Genomic DNA, 19,152 nt, shown 5'->3' with positions numbered 1-19,152 from the left:
GCCCCGGCCGGCCGCGCCCTCGCGCGGTCGGTGCCGGGCCTGGGAGAAAACCCGCATGCGCCGATCCGCCGGGGTCTGGGATCATCGCCGGATGCTCCAGCGCCTCGAATCCATGGTCGTCCGGCACACCCGCCGCCTCCCCGCCCCCGCCGGGCCGGCCGTCCTCGTCGGAACCGCCGGGACCGCCCGACCTGCCGGGCCAAGTGGTCAAGGAGCCACCGCGGCACGGCAGTTCGACGCCGCGCTGCTGTCCGTGGGCTTCAAGCTCTCGGCGGAGCTGCTGGAGCAGCTGTCGGAGCTGGCCGAGCAGACGGTCGTCGAGACGGCCGCGCGTACGCTGGCGACCGTGCGCGAGGTCGTCGGCGACCACGTCCGGCACAACGCCTACTTCGTGGACTTCCCGGCGAACGTCCCGGACACCTTCGACTTCTGGACGCGCTGCCTCGCCGAGGCACTCGCCGACGAGGCGTCCCGCCCGAGTACCCTCGACCAGCTGCGCACCGGCGTGCTCGACCTGCTGACCCTCCCGACCTACGGCAGCTACCAGCACACGTACGCCGACCTGCTGGCCGCACACGACGAGCTGATCGCCGCCGCGGGCGACCGCATGACGGTCCTGCACCTGGGCGGCACCCTGGACGCGGAGGTGACCGCCCTCTACCTGGCGCTGGCGGGCAGCACGACCCCGCTCGGCGAGGAGGGCCTGCGGGACCTGCGGGTCCTCGCGGAGCACTGCGCCGACGGTCCGCAGCCCGAGGCGATCCCGATCCGGGAGAACCGTGCGCTCGTCAACCTCGCCCGCCTCGACGCCGGCGCGGACCTCCTGCTGGACACCGTCACCGACGTGCTGCGGCTGGCCTGCGCTCTGTCCGGCGGCGATGTGACCCTGGTGGAGCCGACCCGGTTCCGGTCGCTGTCGCGCCCCGTCCGGCGCGCCCTGCTCGCCGGCCTCGACGCGGTGGTCGCCGCGGCCCCCGCCAAGCTCGCCGATGTCACCGCGCACCGCGAGGCCTTCAAGCGCCTCGGCGAGCGACTCCACCCGCACGAGTACCCGCGCTGGCCGCACGCCGCCGAGGTCTTCGCCGTCGCCCGCGGCGAGTTGACGGCGCGCACGTTCGACAGCCGGGTCGAGGAGCTGCTGGGAGCCGGTGACGTCAGCGGGGCGGCCGGGCTGCTGACCGGCGCCCCGGGCAAGCTGTTCCGTGCCCTGGACCGCCTGCTCCGCGCCTGCCCGACCCAGCAGGAGCGCGACGCCGTGGTGGCCGCGGCCGAGCACGCCGCCCCGCAGGTCGCCGGCCGGGTGCTGCTGTCCGTCCGCGAGCATCTCCACAACCGCACCGACGAGTCCGGCGGGACCCGTGTCTTCGTCAACCGCCTCGGCCGGGCCTGGGTCACCACCGACACCCGCCCGGCCGTGCCACCGGACGAGCGCAAGCGCCTGATCACCGCCCTGGACGCCGAGACGCGCCGCCGCCTCCCGGCGTCGGGGCGCCTGCTGATCGACCCCGACATCCTCGACGTCGCGCTCCCGCTCAGCGGCAAGGCGACGGCCGCCGGACTCGGCGTGCTGCCGCGCGGCTCGCTCTCCCCGGTCGAGGGGGAACTGCTCCGGTTCTTCGTCCACTGGAAGCAGACCGCCCGCACCACCGACTTCGACCTGTCCGCGCTGCTCCTGGACGCCTCGTACGGGACGCTCGGCTGGCTGTCCTACACCTCGCTCACCCAGGTAGAGGGCGAGCATTCGGGGGACATCACCGACGCGCCCGAGGGAGCCTCGGAGTTCATCAACCTGCGGCTGGGGGCGGTGCGCGGCGACTTCATCGTCCCCCAGGTCAACATCTTCTCGGGCGAGGGCTTCGAGGAGGTCGAGGAGTCGTTCTTCGGGTTCATGCTGCGCGACGGCGACCAGCAGGGGCGTCCCTTCGAGGCGCGCACCGTCCGGATGAAGTCGGAGCTGCGCGGGCAGGGCCGGGTGGCCCTGCCGCTGGCGTTCCTGCGCGGCCCGGACGGCGGCTGGCGGGCGAAGTGGCTGCACCTCCACCTCAAGGGCACCCCCAGCTCCAACCGGGTCGAGGGGAACCGGGTGTCGGTCGCCACGCTGCTGCGCGGCGTCGTCGAGCGGGAATACCTGACGGTCCGGTACCTCGCGGACCTGATGGCCGGCGCCGGCACCGTCGTCACCCGCTGGGACGGCGGGGCCGTCCCGGACGGACCGGTCACCTACATCGGGCTGGAACGCCCGGCGGGGCTGCACCCCGCCTCCGTCGTCGTCACCCCGGAAAATCTGCGCGACCTGATCCCCGGCTGACTGCTACCGTTGGCCCCGGCGAGGCCATGAAGGGGCTTCCTTCTCACACCTCCAACGTTAGTCCCTTCGCTTTCCTCGCCCTCGACATCGCGCCGGGGTGCCGTCACGGCACCCCGGCGTCGTCGTGCCCCGGGTGGGGGAAGATGACCAGGGTGCGCAGGCAGCCGGCGGCGGGACGATGGCGCCCCCTCGTGGGGCCGGCGGCGCGGCTGGGATCATGCACGCATGCCCGAGGAATCGAACCCGTTGTCAGGCCTGTGGCCACCCGCCCCGTCCGGTACCACCGACTGGCTGGTGGAGCTGTGCCATGACGGTACGACCGGCTTCATGCCACCGGTGATGCCCGACGCGGCCTGGGTGCTCAACGCCATGTACGAGCACGAGCGGGGGCCCGCCGAGACCTCGTACCACGAGTACCGCCAGGCGCGTCTGGCGGACGGGAGCGCTCAGCCCCGCAGCATCGCGGGCATCGACCTCGAAGTGGGTGTCTCCACCGGAGGCGGCCTGGGCCGCGCCGAGCACCCCGGCCCTGGTTGGCGGCGGCTGCGCTGGGCCGAGCTCGCGCGACGCACCGGTGACCCCGTCGTCCCCGACGGACTCCTGCCCTCCTACCGAGCCTTTCCCTCGGCCAGGAAGGAGGGCAGTTGGCCGCTCGGCATCGTTCCGCCCACCGAAGGAAGCCTGGACCGGCCGACCTGGAACCGACTGGTCACCGTCCTCACCGAGCACAGCCCCGCCGGCCCGGACACCCCCTGCCTGGCCTACTACAACCCGCTGATGCTCCAGACCTTCGACTTCGACAACCTCCATGTGCGGGCGGGTCGCCTCGGCGATGCCCCGATGCTGTACGACAACCCTGAGGTCCACTTCAGTCCGTCCAACCTCTGGGCCGAGGACCGGTCATGGGTCCTGTGCACCGACTACGACCTGTGGGCCACCAAGGTCGCCGGGCCCCCGGATCTCGTCGAAGCTCTGCTGGACGACCCCGAGATCGAGGCGATCCGGCTTCCCTGGGCTCCCTGAGGACGAGCCGGGGTCCGCCGTTCCCGCCCCGGACGTCCAGGATGACGACGGTGGGGAGCAGCCGGCGACCGGCCCCGGGACCGGGCCTCCTGGGGTGAGGCCGGCACGGAGGGAACGGGGCGCGTCCGGTACATCTGCCCCGCCCCCGCCCCACGCCACATTCCGACCGACGGGTGAGATCCGCCCGGACCACGGCGCGCCCCACGGGTTCGCCGGCCGGCCCGGTTACCGTCCAAGGGCGGGCGTTGCTGCGCCCTGCTTCCCGGCCCGGCCGCTTCTCCTCGTCGCGGCCGGGCCGCGCCGCTCTCCGGACGCCGGTACCCCTGTGGGCAGACGCTGACCGGGGGCAAACGGATCCTGCGGGAACGCACCCGGGTGAGTGCCTGCGGGACGTGGCTCGTCGTCCTGCCGGCCTCAGGCCGAAGCTGCGGCGACGCAGAACTCGTTGGCCTCCGGGTCGGCCATCATCACGTGGTGTCCGGTGAACTCCTCCAGGACGGTCCCGCCCGCCCGCACCAGCCGGTCGGCCTCCGCCCTGATCCGCGCCCACCGCTCGTCGGGGCCGCCGTGCCCGGGCACCCGGATGTCGAGGTGCAGCCGGTTCTTCGCCCTTTTGGGCTCCGGGACCTTGAGGATGGCGAGCCTGGGGCCGTCGCCGGCGGGGTCGCAGAGCCAGGCGCCGTCGTCGGCGGACTCGTCATCCGCCAGGTCGAACTGCGCGAGCCACTCCTCCCGCGTCCGGAAGGGGGCCGGCGGCGGTTCGTCGATATAGCCCAGCGCCGTCTTCCAGAAAACGGCGAGGAGCTGTGCGTCCGTGCAGTCGAGGGTCAGGTCGATTTTGGCTGCCATGACAGGACCGTACTGCGCAGCGCGTGGCGCGGGCCGTGGTGCACGGGTCAGCGGGCGCGTCGGACGGCGATGACGTTGTCCGTGACGGTCGCGGTTTCGCCGACGGGGCCGGTGGCGGTGCGCCGGGGTGCGTCGGCACCTACGACCTGCCAGGCGTCGTCGAGCTGCAGCGAAGCGACGACGTCCTCCGGTGCGGGGTGGTGGATGTCCTGGCCGGCCTGCCAGGACCAGGGGGCGGTGGAGGCGTGTTCGATCACGATCAGCAGCCCGCCGGGGGCGACCGCCCGGGTGGCGCGGCGCAGGACGTGTTCGCGGGAGATGGCGACCGGGGTGTGGAAGTAGGTGGCGGTGACCAGGTCGTAGGTGCCGTCGGGGAACGACCGGGCGAGGTCGTGCCGCCGGGTGCGAACCCGGTCGGTGACGCCCTCGGCCGCGGCGCCCGCCGACACGCGGTCGAGGGCGGTCTGTGACACGTCGACCGCGGTGACGTCCCAGCCCTGGCCGGCAAGCCAGAGGGCGTCGCCGCCGTGGCCGCACCCCAGGTCCAGGGCGATGCCGGGGCTCGGGTCCAGGCCGGCGAGCAGCGAGGTCAGGACGGCGTTGGGCCTGGTGCCCCAGTGCGCGTCCATACCGGCGTAGTGCTGCTCCCAGAAGTCTGCGGACTCGTCGACGCTGTTCATGCGCGGTGCCTTTCGGTGCGGGAGGTCATGAGGTGGCGGTGCCGGGTGCGGCGGCTTCGGACGATCAGGCCGGCGGCGGCGGGAGCTGAGTTCGAGGGCGGATCGGCAGGTACTGGGCGGGCCCGCTGCCACGACACTGCGGCGACGGCTGCCGGAGTTGCAAGCCCTCATGCCGTTTCAGCATGCTGGTGGACATGAGCGCCGCACGGGACGTCGAGAAGAAGGACCGGCTGGCCGCGGTCGGGCCGCGACTGCGAGAGCTCCGCCGACGTCACGGGCTGACGCTGGCCGGCCTCGCCGAACAGACCGGGATCAACGAGAGCACGCTCTCCCGCCTTGAGGGCGGCACCCGCAAACCGACCCTGGAGATGCTCCTGCCACTCGCCGAGGTCTACGCCGTGCCCCTGGACGAGCTCGTCGGCGCGCCCCGCACCGGGGACCCGCGCATCCACCTCGAGCCGGTCACCCGCAACGGCATGACCTTCGTACCGCTGAGCCGGCCCGGCGGCGTCCAGGCCCACAAACTGCTCATCCCGCCCCGGCCCGACACCGAACCACACCTGCGCACGCATGAGGGCTTCGAATGGGTCTACGTCCTGGCCGGCCGCCTGCGCCTGCTGCTCGGCGACAAGACCGTGATCCTCAAGCCCGGCGAAGCCGCCGAGTTCGACACCCACGTGCCGCACTGGCTCGGCCCCGACGACGAGCGCACCGTGGAACTCCTCATCCTGTTCGGCACCCAGGGAGAACGGGCCCACCTCAAGGCCCGCACTCTCTGACCCCCGCCCCCGCGACGATCCGCACCGTGCGGGGAGGCCGTCGCCGGCCGCCGGCGGCCTCAGCTGGGGGCACCGGGGCGGGGGGTATAGACGAAAGCTGGACCCTGGCAGAGAACTGCGGCATTCCGCGGTCGCCCCGCCCGCTGCGAGCCTCCAGGAGTGAGCCCTTCCCGAATCCCCGCCCTCGCCCCCGTCTCCGTCCCCACCGCCACGAGCAGCACGCCTGGCGGCGGTGACCCCGTCGGCACCGCGGCCTCGCAGCACGCCGCGCCGTACGCGGACGCCGTCCTTCGCACCGCCGGCCAGGACTGGCTGCGCCTCAACGTCCCCGGCCACGCGGCCGGCAGCCACCCGTCGACCGACCTGGCCGGGCTGTTCGGCGACGCCCCGCTGCGGCTGGACGTACCGCCGCTGCTGGAGGGGATCGACCTCGGCGCCAGCAGCCCGCTGGACCAGGCGCTGGGCCTCGCCGCCGAGGCCTGGGGCGCGCGCCGCACCTGGTTCCTCACCAACGGCGCGTCCCAGGGCAACCGCATCGCCGTCCTGGCGGCCCAGGCCCTCGGCGAGACCCTCGTGGTGCAGCGCAGCGTCCACTCCAGTGTCATCGACGGGCTGGTGCTCTCCGGCCTGCGGGCCGCCTTCGTCCATCCGTCGGTGGATCTGGAGCTCGGGATCGCCCACGGCGTGACCCCCGCGGATCTCGCGGCGGCGCTCTCGGCGGCCCCGGGCGCGGCGGCCGCCTACGTGGTGACACCCAGTTACTTCGGTGCGGTGGCGGACGTCCGGGGCCTGGCGGAGGTCGCGCACCGCGCCGGGGTGCCGCTGATCGTGGACGAGGCCTGGGGCTCGCACTTCGGCTTCCACCCGGGTCTGCCCGGCGGGGCTCTCGCCCACGGCGCCGACGTGGTGGTCTCCAGCACGCACAAGCTGGGCGGCAGCCTGACCCAGTCGGCGATGCTGCACCTGGGGGAGGGGCCGTACGCGGACGTGCTGGAACCGCAGCTCCAGCGGATCTTCCATCTGACCCAGTCGACCAGTGCGAGCGCTCTGCTGCTGGCCTCGCTCGATCTCGCCCGCCGCACCCTGGTCACCGGGCGGGAGGCGATCGGCTTCTCCCTGGCGGTGGCCGACGCGATGCGCGCCGCCGTCCGGGCGGGAGGCCGGTTCGGTGTCGTCAGCGACGGCTTCGGCCGGTTCGCCGACATCGTGGCCGCCGATCCGCTGAGGGTGGCGATCGACACCCGGGCCGGGGGCCTCTCCGGTCACGAGGCCCGACGGCGCCTGCTGAACGAGCACCGGATCATGGTCGAGGTCGCCACCGACTCCGCGATCGTCGCGGTGGTCGGCGCCGGCGCGGCCCCGGACCCGATGCGCTTCACCGAGGCCCTGCACGCGCTGCCCGTGCCGCCGAGCGGGCGGGCGGCGCCGGTCCGGATCCCGTTGCCGGCCCCGGGGCCGGTCCGGCTGACGGCCCGTGCGGCGTTCCTCGCGCCGAGCACGGTGGTGCCCGCCGAGCAGGCCGTCGGCCGGGTGTCCGCCGACACGCTGGCCGCCTACCCGCCGGGCATCCCCAACGTCCTCCCCGGTGAGGTGATCACCCAGGAGCTGGTCGACTTCTTCCGGCGCACCGCCGCCACTCCGGGCGGTCACGTCCGGGGCGCGGCCGATCTCGCCGTCAACACCCTGCGGGTGGTCGACGAGGGGGAGTAGCGGGGTGCGGGAACAGGCGGGGAGCCAGGCCGGCGTTCAGTCCGGTCCGGCCAGTACCCGTGCCTGCCGGCGAAGGGCGGCCAGCAGGTCCAGCGCGGCGGGCGACACGCCGGACCGGGGCATCGCGACCCCGATCTGGCGTGCCAGCACCAGGCCCGCCAGTTCCCGGACCACGATGTCCTCCCGGGGTCGGCCGAGGCCGAGCCGGGGCACCAGCGCCACCCCGATGCCGGCCGCGACGAAGCCCTGCATCACGCCGTAGTCGTCGGTCCGTAGCGCGTGCACCGGCTCGAACCCCTCCCGTGCGCAGGCCCGGCCGAGCAGCCGGTCGCACGGGTCGGCGTCGGTGGTGCCGACGATCCAGGCCTCCTCGCGCAGCGCGGCCAGCGGGACGCGTTCCACCCCGGCCTGGGGGTGGTCGGCGGGCAGGACGAGCAGCAGCGGGTCCTCCATCAGCGGATGGACGGCGAAGTCCTCGTCCAGCCCGAGCCGGTCGCCGGGCTGCGAGAAGACCAGGGCGAGGTGGAGTTCCCGGCTGCGCAGGCCGGCCAGCAGGTCGGGCAGTTCGCCCTCGGTCAGCGACACCCGCACCCCGTGCCCGTGCACCTGCCGGACGGCCGGCGGCAGCAGCAGCGCCCCCGCGGTCGGGAAGGTGCCGACCCGCAGCGCGACCGAGCCCTGTTCGACCAGGCCGCGGACCTCCCGCTCGGCCAGCCCGATCCGGGCCAGCACGGCCTCGGCGTGCGTCAGCAGCGTCTCCCCGGCCTCGGTGAGGACCGCGCCGCGCGGGCCGCGCTCGACCAGTCTGGTCCGGAAGTGCGCCTCCAGGGTGGCGAGATGGTGCGTGATCGTGGGCTGGCTGTGCTGCAGTGCTCGGGCGGCCGCGGCGAGCGAGCCCTCGCGGGCGATCGCGCGCAGCACGTGCAGGTGGCGCAGTTCGAGCATGAAGTGCCTTGCTGTCGGGCCGGGCCGGGCCCGGCCGTCCGGCTCCGCGGGGTGGGCCCGCCGCGCCGTAGGAGGGCCCTTCACCATTGCAGCGCAGGTCGACCCGGGCGGCCACCGTGGGCCGAACGGGTGGCCGCGGGGCGGTGCGGGGCGGTGCGGGGCGGTGCGGGGCGAGGCGGGCGGTGCGGGGCGGTGCGGGGCTGTGCGGGGCGAGGCGGGTGGCCGCAGTGCGGGGCGAGGCGGGCGGTGCGGGGCGAGGCGGGCGTCAGGACGGCCGGCGGTGGTCGGTGCCGGTTCCTGCGCCGGCCTCGGCCCCGGCCACCGGGCGGGCCGGCCTCGTCGCGGGCCGGCGCAGGAAGAAGTAGAGCGTGGGGACGAGATAGGCCACCCAGACGACGACCTGCAGCACGGTGGGGTCGGGCTGGAAGTTCAGGATGCCCTTGAGCAGGGTGCCGTACCAGCTGTCCTTCGGGATGGTGGCGGTGATGTCGAAGGCCAGGTTGTGCAGGCCGGGGAGCCAGCCGGCCTCCTGCAGGTCGTGGACGCCGTAGGCGAGGACGCCCGCCGCGACGACGATCAGCAGGGCGCCGGTCCAGGTGAAGAACTTGGCGAGGTTGATCCGCAGGGCGCCACGGTAGAACAGCCAGCCGAGCAGGACGGCGGTCAGCAGGCCGAGCGCGGCGCCGACGAGCGGGCGGACGCCGTCCCCGGTGGCCTGGACGGCCGACCAGATGAACAGGGCCGTCTCCAGCCCCTCCCGCCCGACGGCCAGGAAGGCGGTCGTGACCAGGGCGACGGTGCCGAGCGCGATGGCCTCGTCCAGCTTGCCGTGCAGATCGGCCTTGAGATGGCGGGCCGTGCGGCGCATCCAGAAGACCATCCAGGTCACCAGGCCGACGGCGGCGATCGACAAGGTTCCGCCCAGCGCCTCCTGGGCCTCGAAGCTCAGCTGGGCGGAGCCGTACTGCAGCAGCGCCCCGAAAGCCATGCTGAGGACGACGGCGGCGGTGATCCCGGCCCACACCGGAAGGAGCTTGTCCCGGCGCTCGGTCTTGACCAGGTAGGCGATCAGGATGCAGACGATCAGGCTTGCCTCGAGGCCCTCGCGGAGGCCGATCAGGTAGTTGGCGAACACACGTTCTCCTCGGATGGTGGTCCGGCCGGGGCAGCCCTACCGGAACAGGGAGCGGCCCCAGGAGTCGCCCGGCCCGCGGACCCCGGGCGGGCAGGCGAAGTGGGCGGAGCCGACGTGCTGGACGTACTCGTTCAGGGCGTCGTCCGAGGCGAGGTGGTGCTGCAACGGGACGAACGCCGACCGGGTGTCGCGCTGGTAGGCGAGGAAGAACAGTCCGGCGTCCAGGCGGCCCAGACCGTCCGTGCCGTCGGTGAACGAGAAGCCCCGCCGCAGGATCGCCGCCCCGGCGTCGGAGCCGGGGTGGGCCAGCCGGACGTGGGCGCCGTCCGGCATCGCCGCCAGGACGGGGCTGTCACGCTCGTGCTGCCGGCCGAACGGCGCGCCCTCCGCCTTGGTCCGGCCGAAGACGTCCTGCTGCTCCTTGAGCGAGGTCCGGTCCCAGGTCTCGATGTGCATCCGGATCCGCCGCGCCACCAGGTAGGACCCGCCGGTCATCCATTCCGGGCCGTCGCCGGCGGCCACCCACACATGGCGCGCCGGCGCCCGGGCGTCCGTCCCGGCGATGTTCCGGGTGCCGTCCTTGAAGCCCATCAGGTTGCGCGGGGTCTGCGCCTCGGGCGTGGTGGAGGACGTCCTGCCGAACCCCAGCTGGGACCAGCGCAGGGCGACCCGGCCGAACCCGATCCGGGCCAGGTTGCGGATGGCGTGCACGGCCACCTGCGGGTCGTCGGCGCAGGCCTGGACGCACAGGTCACCGCCGGAGGGCTCCGGATCGAGCCGCTCGCCGGGGAACGGCGGCAGGTCGACCAGCGCGGCCGGGCGCCGCGCGGCGAGGCCGAAGCGGTCCGGACCGCCCCTGGTGAACAGGGTCGGGCCGAAGCCCGGTGTCAGGGTCAGCCGGGAGGCGGGCAGGCCGAGCGCTTCACCGGTGTCGTCGGGCGGTCGCGCGGGCGGCCCGGTCGCCCCGTCACCGACCTCGTGGCCGGCGGTCATCGCGGCGGCCGCCGCCGTCCACTCCCGCAGCAGGTCGGCCAAGGCGGCCCGGTCGGTGGTGGTGACGTCGAAGGCGGCGAAGTGCCGCCGGTCCTGGACGGGCGTGGCGATGCCCGCCTGGTGCTCGCCGTGGAAGGGGACGAGCCGCCCGCCCGGGGCGTTCGCCGCCGAGGGCTCGTCCCCGGCGACCAGGGCGGCCGAGGCGGTGCCGGCGGCTCCCGGGGCAGCCCCGGCTCCGGCCCAGCTCAGCAGCACGCGCCGGCTCGGCCGCCGTCGGTCGGGCTGAGTGCCTGGGGGCGCATCGGGGTCCGGCGGCGGGGCGGGCTCGTCCATGACCGGTCACTCCCCGCTCAGGTCGACGCCGGTGACGCCGGTGACGCCGGCACTGACGGTGCTGACGCCGAAGCCGAAGCCGAAGCCGAAGCCGCTGCTGAAGCTGGTACTACGGTGATCTTCTGGCGGATGCCGTCCCCGGTCATGCCGGGTTTGCAGGCGATCTCGTAGGAGCCGGGCCTGAGCTCGGCGGTGACGGTCGCCCTGGTGCCGGGGCCGATGTTCTCCCGCTCGGTGACGATCCGGTCCCCCGGCGCGTACACGTACACCTCGGTGACCTTCGAGCCGGTGTTGCTGACCGCGATGCTCACCGGCCCTGCGGGCAGGGTGTTCACGGACACCTGGCAGGCGGTGTCGGAGGCGTCCACCTGGACCGTCCCGGAGCCGGACGAGCCGCCCCCGGAACTCGAACAGCCGGTCAGGGCCGAGGCGGCGGTGGCGGCCACGAGGGCGCCGAAGGGTAGCAGCGGACGGGTACGGCAGGCGGCGGGCATGGGTCTCCCTCGACCGGAACAGGGCCCCCGCGCGGGCGTCGTGCGGGGCGAGGGTCACCCCTTGCAAGCTAAGGCATACCTTGGTTAGGGGGTCCGAACCCGGCCACACGACCGGTGGCGCGTCGCCTCCCGGGCGGCGGCAGGCTCACGGCTCCGGGCCCGTTTTCGACAGCCGCTCCGGCGGGCCGGCCGCGGGCCCGCCGGACCGGGCGACGGTGCCCGCCCGCCGGACCGGGCGACGGTGATCGTGCGTCGGACCGGGCGTCGGCGACCTGTCGGGCCGGGAGGCGGCGTCGACGGGCACCCGGGTGAACGGTCGCCCATCCGGGTCGGCTACTGTCTGCAACCATGCAGAAGATCACACAGGTGTTCGGGGTTGCCGCCATCGGCAGCGCGTTCGCGCTGCTCGCTGGCTGTTCCTCCGCGCAGCCTCCGGCCGTCTCCAGTACCGCGCGCCCCGCCGCCTCGGTGCCCGGGACGGCAGCACCATCGCTCTCCGTGTCGGCGCAGCCTGTGGTGGCGAGCCGGGCTCAGTCCGCCGTGGCCGGTGCCGCCGCGGTGATGAACATCCTGCACCGCGGGGGGAAGCCGTCGGCCGAGACCTGCGCTGCGCAGTGGAACGAGCTTCCGCCGGAGAAGCAGGCGAGCCTGGACCACGACGGCTTCGACGCGGGCTGCTTCGGCGCCTCCCAGCCCGACGTGGTCTCCTTCGGGCCGGGGGCCGGGCCGAGCCCGACCGGGACGCCCGGGCAGCCCTGATCCCTGGCAGCCCTGATTCCGGGACAGCCCTTGCGCCCGGACGGTCCTGACGCCGGGCCGCCGGTCCGCCCGCCGCCCGGACCGGCTGCGCAGGGAGCTCGTTCCGTACCCTGTCCCCGTGCCCGCCTCCCGACTGAACCGCGTAGCCGTCCTGGTGCTCGACGGCGCGAAGCCGCTCGACGTCGGCATCCCCGCGCAGGTGTTCACCACCCGCGCGAGCATGCCGTACGAGGTACGGGTCTGCGGCGCGGCGCCGGGGCTGGTGGCCGGTGGTGACGGCCTGTCGTACCACGTCGCCCATGGTCTCGACGCGCTCGGCTGGGCGGACATCGTCTTCGTCCCCGGCTACCGGATTCCCGACCGGGACGCTCCCTCGCCGGCCGTGCTGGACGCGCTGGTGGCCGCCCACGACCGGGGCGCGCGGCTCGCCGCGATCTCCACGGGTGCGTTCGCGCTGGCCGCCACGGGCCTGCTCGACGGCCGGCGCGCCACCACGCACTGGCACTACACCAAGGCGCTCGCCGCGAAGTACCCGCTGGTCCGCGTCGACGAGAACGTCCTCTTCGTCGACGAGGGCAGCGTACTGACCTCGGCCGGCGCCGCTTCGGGCATCGACCTGTGTCTGCACGTCCTGCGCGGCGACCTCGGCGTGGCCGCCTCGAACCACGCGGCCCGGCGCCTGGTCGCCGCCCCCTACCGGAGCGGCGGCCAGGCGCAGTACGTGCCGCGCAGCGTGCCGGAGCCGATCGGCGAGCGGTTCGCCGCCACCCGCGAGTGGGCGCTGCACCGGTTGGGCGAGCCCCTGACCCTGGAGATGCTCGCCCGGCACGCGGCGGTGTCGCCGCGCACGTTCTCCCGGCGCTTCGTCGAGGACACCGGCTACACGCCGATGCAGTGGGTCATGCGCGCCCGCGTCGACATGGCCCGGGAGCTGCTGGAGCGCTCGGAGCGGGGCGTCGAGCAGATCGCAGCCGACACCGGCCTCGGCACCGGGGCCAACCTGCGGCTGCACTTCCAGAGCATCCTGGGCACCACGCCGAGCGAGTACCGGCGCACCTTCGCCCAGGGCGAGTAGCCCGGGCCCTACGAGTGGTCCGGGCCGTAGGAGTGCGGTGGCGCACGGTGGCGCGGCCTGTCGCCGGGCGGCCGGCGGGGTGCACGGGCCTCACCGGAAGGCGCGTGCGCCGGTTGGCGCGATCCTTACGAACCATGGCACTCACGCCGCTGCCACGGGCGAGCGCCGCGCGCGAGTCTGGTGTCGACAGATCTGGTGATCGGTGGAAGGGACACCACTCATGACTCGTATCGCTATCAACGGATTCGGCCGCATCGGGCGCAACGTGCTGCGTGCTCTGCTGGAGCGCGACAGCAAGCTGGACGTGGTCGCCGTCAACGACCTCTCCGAGCCCGCCACTCTTGCCCGGCTGCTCGCCTACGACACCACGGCCGGCCGGCTGGGCCGCCCGGTGACCGTCGACGGGGACACCCTCGTCGTCGACGGACGCCGCATCAAGGTGCTCGCCGAGCGGGAACCGGCGCAGCTGCCGTGGGCCGAGCTCGAGGTCGACATCGTGCTGGAGGCGACCGGTCGGTTCACCTCGGCCTCGGCCGCCGGCGCCCACCTCGCCGCCGGCGCGCGGAAGGTGCTCGTCTGCGCGCCCTCGGACGGTGCGGACGTCACGCTCGCCTTCGGCGTGAACACCCATGCCTACGACCCCGCCCTGCACACCATCGTCTCGAACGCCTCCTGCACGACCAACGCGCTCGCGCCGCTGGCCTCGGTGCTCGACGACCTGGCCGGCATCGAGCACGGGTTCATGACCACCGTGCACGCCTACACGCAGGAGCAGAACCTGCAGGACGGTCCGCACCGCGACCCGCGCCGGGCCCGCGCCGCCGCCGTCAACATCGTGCCCACCACGACCGGCGCCGCGAAGGCGATCGGCCTGGTGCTGCCCGGTCTCGACGGCAAGCTGTCGGGTGACTCGATCCGGGTGCCGGTCCCGGTGGGCTCGATCGTCGAGCTCAACACCACGGTGGCCCGCGAGGTGACCCGCGCCGAGGTGCTGGCGGCCTACCGCACCGCGGCGGAGGGACCGCTCGCCGGCATCCTGGAGTACTCGGAGGACCCGCTGGTCTCCTCGGACATCACCGGCAACCCGGCCTCGTCGATCTTCGACTCGGCCCTGACCCGGGTCGAGGGCCGGCACATCAAGGTCGTCGCCTGGTACGACAACGAGTGGGGCTTCTCGAACCGGGTGATCGACACGGTCGGTCTCCTCGCCGCCCGCTGACCTGGGGCGAGGCGGACCCCGGGCCGTTCAGGGTGACCGCCGGCCCGACCTGTCGGGCCGGCGGCGCCGGCACCCGGTGCCACGCGGCCCTGTGCGTGCGGCCCTGTAGTCCCGCTCCGCCCGAACGCGATGCCCCAGGCAATCGCGCACCAAGTTGTCAGCGGGCGTCCTGGGGGCCGCGGTCTTCCTCGACGCTGTCGGTGTCCTCGGTGTCCTCGGTGTCCTCGGCGGCCTGCGATTCCTCGCTGCTGCGGGCGAGCCGGCGCAGGTCGGGGAGCAGGGCGGGAAGGCCCGCGGCGTACCGCCCGACCTCGGCGCGGTCGGGCAGCGGATGGTAGAGGAAGCAGATCCTGTTCCCCCGGACGCTGACCGCGGGGGCTCCCAGTGCGGCGAGGCGATCGGTCAGGTCGCCGGCCATGAGGGCCTCGGTGAGCTTCTGCGAGCTGGGCGATGCCATCGGGATGTAGAGGCCCGGCCGGGTGACCGGGATCCGAAGGGCGGCGGCGCCCCATTCCCGTTCGAGCCGGATCGGCGGCACGCTCTCCGGGATCTCGTAGCAGAACAGCAGCCAGTGCAGGCCGCGTCGCTGTTCAAGCCGCGTGAACCAGGCGACGGTGATCGTCTGCCCGTCCTGGCCCGGGCCGGTGACGGTGGTGCCGCGCGGGGCATCCAGCCAGGGGTAGTGCGGTAGGTGGTCGTGCCAGGACTCGGTGCGCTCCAGCACGCGCCAGCCGGGGCGGCGGCCGAGGGCCCGTAGCAGCCGCTCGGCGGCCCTCAGCCGGCCGGAGGCGCGGATCTCCCGGGTCAGTCCATAGGCGATCGGCGCCATCAGTAGGGTGGCGAAAAAGATCCAGCCGGCCATACCGTCCCCCTCACCTCGCCCGCGACCAGCGCGGGGAGCCTCCATGTGAACGCACATCGTAGACGGCATGTCTGACACTGCGTCGCCGATGGGTCGGACATCGCCGAAGGGCCGGACGCGGAGCGCAGGGCCCGCCGGTCGGGCTCGGCAGGCAGGTCCGGTCCCGGGCGGCCCCCTCGGGCCCTCGCGCGGCCCCCGCGCACCCCCTGTGCCGCCCCCGCGCACCCCCTGCGTCACCCTCGTCCGGCCACTGCGGCCGAGTGCGCCGTCCGCCCGGAGCGCGGCGCCACGGTCGCCGCCGGGGTGCGGCACCATCCCGGTGGCCGGTGGCCGGTGGAGGGTTCGCGGGTTCGGTGGCCCGGGGCGCGAGGGTCACCGAAGGTGTTCGCACCGGAGCGGTGCGTCCTTGCAGGTGAAAGCGGAGACGTTTGATCGATTTCTATTAGCTCAAATGTTCGAACAGGCTCTAGGGTGGGTGTCAGGTGGGGGCGCCGGAGATCAGGACATGGGGGTCGTGGAGCTAGGAGGCGACCACCGTTGTTCACGCATCTGCACGTCGCCTCGGGGTACTCCGTCCGCTACGGGGCCTCCCTGCCCGACCGCCTGGCCGAGCGGGCCGCCGAGCAGCGGATGGGTGCGCTGGCGCTCACCGACCGCGACACGGTCGCCGGGGCGGTGCGCTTCGCCAAGGCCTGCCTCCGGGCCGGGGTGCGGCCGGTGTTCGGCGCCGACCTCGCCGTCCCCCTGCTGGAGCCGGCCGCCACCACCGCGACGGCCGCCCGCCGGAAGACCCCGGCGCGCGGGGGAGCGTTCGTCGACGAGTCCGCCCCGCGGATCACCCTGCTGGCCCGCGACCGCACCGGCTGGGCCAACCTGTGCGCGCTGATCACCGCTGCCTGGGCCGCCCGCGCCGAGTCCGGCGGCGGCCAGCCGATCGTCCCCTGGACCGCCCTCCAGCAGCACACCGAAGGCCTCACCGCCCTGCTCGGCCCCGCCTCCGAACCCGTCCGGGCCCTCGCCGCCGGCCGCCCCGACCGGGCCACCGAACTCCTCGCCCCCTGGCGCGAGGCCTACGGCCCGCACCTGCGCCTGGAGGCCGTCCACCACCGCCGCACCGGCACCGGACCGGGCTCGCTGCGCCTCGCCGCCCGCACCGTCGGCCTGGCCGCCGACCTCGACCTGCTCGCCGTCCTCACCAACGCCGTCCGCTACGCCGACCGCGCGCAGGCGCCGGTCGCGGACGTGCTGGACGCCGCCCGGCTGCTCGTCCCCGTCCGGGCCGGGCGGACCTGCAACGGCGAGCGCTTGCTGAAGGACAAGCCGGAGATGGCCGCGCTGGCGGAGGAGGTCGCCCGGGCGGCCGGCCAGGAGAACGGCGGCGCGGCCCACCTGCTCGCCACCACCGAGCGCACCGCCGGCGACTGCCGCCTCGACCCGGAGTCCGACCTCGGCATCGGCCGGGTGCACTTCCCGGAGGAGCACGTGATCGGCGCGGCGCCGGGTACCTCGGCGCGCACGCTGCGCCGGCGCTGCGAGGCCGCGATGGTCCGCCACGGCTACGACCGCTCCGCCACCATGCGCACCCGCCTGGAGGAGGAGCTGCGGGTGATCCAGACCCTCGGCTGGCCGACCTACTTCCTGACCGTCGCCCAGGTCGTCGACGACGTACGGGAGATGGGCATCCGGGTGCAGGCTCGCGGTTCGGGCGCCGGCTCCCTGGTCGTCCACCTGCTCGGCATCTCGTTCGCGAACCCGCTGGACCACGAACTGATCATGGAGCGCTTCCTGAACCTGCGCCGTAAGTCGCTGCCGGACATCGACATCGACGTCGAGTCGGCCCGCCGCCTGGACGTCTACCGGCGGATCATGGACCGCTTCGGCACCGACCGGGTCTGCACCCTCTCCATGCCCGAGACCTACCGGGTCCGCTGGGCGATCCGCGACGCCGGCCTCGCGCTCGGCCTGCCCCCCGACGAGACCGGGACCCTGGCGAAGGCCTTCCCGCACCTCACCGCCCGCTCCGCGAAGACCGCCCTCGCCGAACTCCCCGAGCTGCGGCAGCTCGCCGAGCACGCCCACCGCTACGGCCGGCTCTGGGACCTCGTCGAGGGCCTGGACGCGCTGCCCCGCGGCACCGCCATGCACCCCTGCGGCGTCATCCTCTCCGACGACACCCTCCTGCGGCGCACCCCCGTCTTCCCCACGGCCGGCGAGGGCTTCCCGGCCTCCCAGTTCGACAAGGAGGACGTCGAGGACCTGGGCCTGCTCAAACTCGACGTCCTCGGGGTCCGGATGCAGTCCTCCATGGCCTACGCCGTCCAGGAGATCGAACGCACCACCGGCGAACGGATCGACCTCGACGACCGCACCCAGGTGCCCCTCACCGACCCCGAGGCCTACCGGCTGCTCCGCGAGGGCGAGAGCCTCGGCGTCTTCCAGCTCGAATCGCCCGGGCAGAAGGACCTGCTCGGCCGCCTGCAGCCGGAGACCTTCGAGGACCTGGTCGCCGAGATCAGCCTGTTCCGGCCCGGCCCGGTCCAGGCCGACATGATCAAACCGTTCCTGCTCGGCCGGCACGGCAAGAAGCCGGTCAGCTACCCGCACCCCGATCTGGAGCCGTGGCTGCGCAGCACGTACGGCGTGGTCATCTTCAACGAGCAGGTGGCCGGGGTCTTCGCGACCATGACCCGCACCGACCTGGCCATGGGGGAGGAGGCCCGCCGCGCGCTCGCCGAGCCGGAGCGGATCGCCGCCCTGGAGTCCTGGTACCGCAAGGCCAGTGCTTCGGCCGGCCGCCGTCCCGAGGTGATCGACCGGGTCTGGACGATGCTCAAGAACATGGGCGCCTACGGCTTCGCCCGCTCGCACGGGGTGGCGTTCGCCCTGCCCACCCTGCAGTCGGCCTGGCTGAAGGCGCACTACCCGGCGCCGTTCTACGCCGGACTGCTGGAGCACGACCCCGGCATGTACCCGAAGCGCCTGGTGCTCGCGGACGCGCGCCGGCGCGGCGTGCCGGTGCTGCCCGTCGACGTCCAGCACTCCGGCACCGACTACCGCACCGAGCAACTCCCCGACGGCCGCCTGGGCCTGCGCATCCCGCTCGCCGACGTACGCGGCATCACCGACGAGGAGGCCGCCAGGATCGCGGCGGAGCGCCCCTACACCGACATCCCCGACTTCTGGGCCCGGGCCCGCCCCAGCCAGCCGGTCGCCGACCGCCTGGTCCGCATCGGCGCCCTCGACGCCCTCGCCCCCGGCGCCCACCGCCGCGAACTCCTGCTCCAGCTCGACGAACTCCACCGCCAGCACCGCACCGCCCAGATCCCCGCCCAACTCGTCCTCGCCCCGCCCGCCGCCCCGGCGGCCGGCAGCACCGGCCTGCCCGCGATGACCCCGGACGAGGAACTGCAGGCCGAACTGGAGGTGATCGGCATGGACGCCTCCCGCCACCTGATGGAGCCCTTCCACCCGCTGCTCGCCGAGCTCGGCGTCACCCCCTCCCACCAGCTGGGGGAGCGGACGGCGGGGGAGACCGTCCTGGTGGCCGGGGCGAAGGTCGCCATCCAGACCCCGCCGATGCGCTCCGGCCGCCGTACCATCTTCGTCTCGCTGGACGACGGCAGCCAGGGCGGGCAGGTCGACCTCACCTACTTCGACGACACCCACGCCCAGGCCGCCCACCCGCTGTTCCACCACTTCCTGATCCTGGGCCGGGGCACCGTCTCGCGCCGCGGCCGGTCGGTCACCGTCATCGGCACCCACGCCTGGAACCTCCAGGACATCGCCGACGCCCACGCGAGCGGCGGCACCGCCGCCGTCCGCGCCCTCCTCGCCGCGACCCCGCCGGCGGGACCGGACAGCCCGGACCCCGAGGGCGAGCGCCCGGCCCGCCGCCGCCCGGGCGCCGGCCCCGGCCGCCTCTGGCACGCCTCTCCCGGCTCCGCGGGCTGACTCGGCGCTTGTCGGGTGGGCCAGGTGTCGGCGCCGG

15 protein-coding genes are annotated in these 19,152 nt (G+C 74.2%); 8 read left to right on the top strand and 7 right to left on the bottom strand.

Translation table 11 applies throughout. The annotated features are described in order from the left end of the window. Window positions 1-91 precede the first annotated feature (91 nt). On the top strand, window positions 92-2,308 hold the full coding sequence (locus OG689_RS04080; protein WP_266317798.1) for a hypothetical protein: 2,217 nt from the start codon (window positions 92-94) through the stop codon (window positions 2,306-2,308). A 225-nt stretch (window positions 2,309-2,533) separates the two neighbouring features. Continuing rightward, entirely contained in the window at window positions 2,534-3,331 is a 798-nt protein-coding gene (locus tag OG689_RS04075; RefSeq protein ID WP_266317797.1) for a hypothetical protein, read from the top strand. Between the two features lie 414 nt (window positions 3,332-3,745). Here OG689_RS04075 and OG689_RS04070 read toward each other — a convergent pair whose 3' ends face one another. Next, on the bottom strand, window positions 3,746-4,180 hold the full coding sequence (locus tag OG689_RS04070) for a VOC family protein (protein ID WP_266317796.1): 435 nt from the start codon (window positions 4,178-4,180) through the stop codon (window positions 3,746-3,748). Window positions 4,181-4,227: 47 nt separating this feature from the next. Next, on the bottom strand, window positions 4,228-4,860 hold the full coding sequence (locus OG689_RS04065) for a class I SAM-dependent methyltransferase (protein ID WP_266317794.1): 633 nt from the start codon (window positions 4,858-4,860) through the stop codon (window positions 4,228-4,230). 194 nt (window positions 4,861-5,054) lie between these two features. Here OG689_RS04065 and OG689_RS04060 point away from each other — a divergent pair, with 194 nt between their 5' ends. Continuing rightward, window positions 5,055-5,639: a helix-turn-helix domain-containing protein gene (locus OG689_RS04060; protein ID WP_266317792.1), complete on the top strand. Its 585-nt coding sequence runs from the start codon at window positions 5,055-5,057 to the stop codon at window positions 5,637-5,639. A gap of 159 nt (window positions 5,640-5,798) precedes the next feature. Then, window positions 5,799-7,349, top strand: a complete 1,551-nt coding sequence (locus OG689_RS04055) for a PLP-dependent transferase (RefSeq protein ID WP_266317790.1) — start codon at window positions 5,799-5,801, stop codon at window positions 7,347-7,349. Window positions 7,350-7,385: 36 nt separating this feature from the next. Here the strand turns inward: OG689_RS04055 and OG689_RS04050 are convergent, their stop codons facing one another. From OG689_RS04050 to OG689_RS04035, 4 genes are all read right to left on the bottom strand, one after another. Then, window positions 7,386-8,294 (bottom strand): LysR family transcriptional regulator, encoded by a 909-nt coding sequence (locus tag OG689_RS04050; protein WP_266317789.1) that lies wholly within the window; start codon window positions 8,292-8,294, stop codon window positions 7,386-7,388. 265 nt (window positions 8,295-8,559) lie between these two features. After that, window positions 8,560-9,429, bottom strand: coding sequence for an iron uptake transporter permease EfeU (gene efeU / locus OG689_RS04045; RefSeq protein ID WP_266317788.1), 870 nt, complete (start codon window positions 9,427-9,429; stop codon window positions 8,560-8,562). A gap of 36 nt (window positions 9,430-9,465) precedes the next feature. Next, a complete protein-coding gene (gene efeB, locus OG689_RS04040) occupies window positions 9,466-10,755 on the bottom strand; it encodes an iron uptake transporter deferrochelatase/peroxidase subunit (protein WP_266317787.1) in 1,290 nt (429 codons plus the stop codon). Between the two features lie 17 nt (window positions 10,756-10,772). Further along, window positions 10,773-11,249 (bottom strand): cupredoxin domain-containing protein, encoded by a 477-nt coding sequence (locus OG689_RS04035; RefSeq protein WP_323189249.1) that lies wholly within the window; start codon window positions 11,247-11,249, stop codon window positions 10,773-10,775. 348 nt (window positions 11,250-11,597) lie between these two features. On the opposite strand from OG689_RS04035, the gene OG689_RS04030 reads away from it, so the two are divergent. The 3 genes from OG689_RS04030 to gap all read left to right on the top strand — a co-directional run bounded on the left by OG689_RS04030 (window position 11,598) and on the right by gap (window position 14,302). After that, the gene (locus OG689_RS04030; RefSeq protein WP_266317786.1) at window positions 11,598-12,008 is read left to right on the top strand and encodes a hypothetical protein; all 411 of its coding nucleotides are present in this window, start codon (window positions 11,598-11,600) and stop codon (window positions 12,006-12,008) included. A 118-nt stretch (window positions 12,009-12,126) separates the two neighbouring features. Next, window positions 12,127-13,083: a helix-turn-helix domain-containing protein gene (locus OG689_RS04025; RefSeq protein WP_266317785.1), complete on the top strand. Its 957-nt coding sequence runs from the start codon at window positions 12,127-12,129 to the stop codon at window positions 13,081-13,083. A gap of 220 nt (window positions 13,084-13,303) precedes the next feature. Further along, a complete protein-coding gene (gap, locus tag OG689_RS04020; RefSeq protein WP_266317783.1) occupies window positions 13,304-14,302 on the top strand; it encodes a type I glyceraldehyde-3-phosphate dehydrogenase in 999 nt (332 codons plus the stop codon). Window positions 14,303-14,459: 157 nt separating this feature from the next. Here the strand turns inward: gap and OG689_RS04015 are convergent, their stop codons facing one another. Next, window positions 14,460-15,164: a hypothetical protein gene (locus tag OG689_RS04015; protein WP_266317781.1), complete on the bottom strand. Its 705-nt coding sequence runs from the start codon at window positions 15,162-15,164 to the stop codon at window positions 14,460-14,462. Window positions 15,165-15,701: 537 nt separating this feature from the next. Here OG689_RS04015 and OG689_RS04010 point away from each other — a divergent pair. Beyond that, complete coding sequence (locus OG689_RS04010; protein WP_266317779.1) at window positions 15,702-19,115, top strand: DNA polymerase III subunit alpha; 3,414 nt, start codon at window positions 15,702-15,704, stop codon at window positions 19,113-19,115. Window positions 19,116-19,152: the final 37 nt, after the last annotated feature.

Origin of the sequence: Kitasatospora sp. NBC_00240 (genome assembly GCF_026342405.1) — a bacterium.
Classification (GTDB): domain Bacteria; phylum Actinomycetota; class Actinomycetes; order Streptomycetales; family Streptomycetaceae; genus Kitasatospora.
Note: the sequence above shows the minus strand (reverse complement) of the source record. Positions and strands in the feature narration are given on the sequence as shown.

Excerpts from the sequence above, each read along its gene's own strand:
- OG689_RS04070 (WP_266317796.1), bottom strand. The coding sequence starts at position 4,180 with ATGGCAGCCAAAATCGACCTGACCCTCGACTGCACGGACGCACAGCTC.
- OG689_RS04075 (WP_266317797.1), top strand. The coding sequence starts at position 2,534 with ATGCCCGAGGAATCGAACCCGTTGTCAGGCCTGTGGCCACCCGCCCCG.
- OG689_RS04050 (WP_266317789.1), bottom strand. The coding sequence starts at position 8,294 with ATGCTCGAACTGCGCCACCTGCACGTGCTGCGCGCGATCGCCCGCGAG.
- efeB (WP_266317787.1), bottom strand. The coding sequence starts at position 10,755 with ATGGACGAGCCCGCCCCGCCGCCGGACCCCGATGCGCCCCCAGGCACT.
- gap (WP_266317783.1), top strand. The coding sequence starts at position 13,304 with ATGACTCGTATCGCTATCAACGGATTCGGCCGCATCGGGCGCAACGTG.
- OG689_RS04065 (WP_266317794.1), bottom strand. The coding sequence starts at position 4,860 with ATGAACAGCGTCGACGAGTCCGCAGACTTCTGGGAGCAGCACTACGCC.
- OG689_RS04060 (WP_266317792.1), top strand. The coding sequence starts at position 5,055 with ATGAGCGCCGCACGGGACGTCGAGAAGAAGGACCGGCTGGCCGCGGTC.
- OG689_RS04015 (WP_266317781.1), bottom strand. The coding sequence starts at position 15,164 with ATGGCCGGCTGGATCTTTTTCGCCACCCTACTGATGGCGCCGATCGCC.
- OG689_RS04030 (WP_266317786.1), top strand. The coding sequence starts at position 11,598 with ATGCAGAAGATCACACAGGTGTTCGGGGTTGCCGCCATCGGCAGCGCG.
- OG689_RS04035 (WP_323189249.1), bottom strand. The coding sequence starts at position 11,249 with ATGCCCGCCGCCTGCCGTACCCGTCCGCTGCTACCCTTCGGCGCCCTC.
- OG689_RS04080 (WP_266317798.1), top strand. The coding sequence starts at position 92 with ATGCTCCAGCGCCTCGAATCCATGGTCGTCCGGCACACCCGCCGCCTC.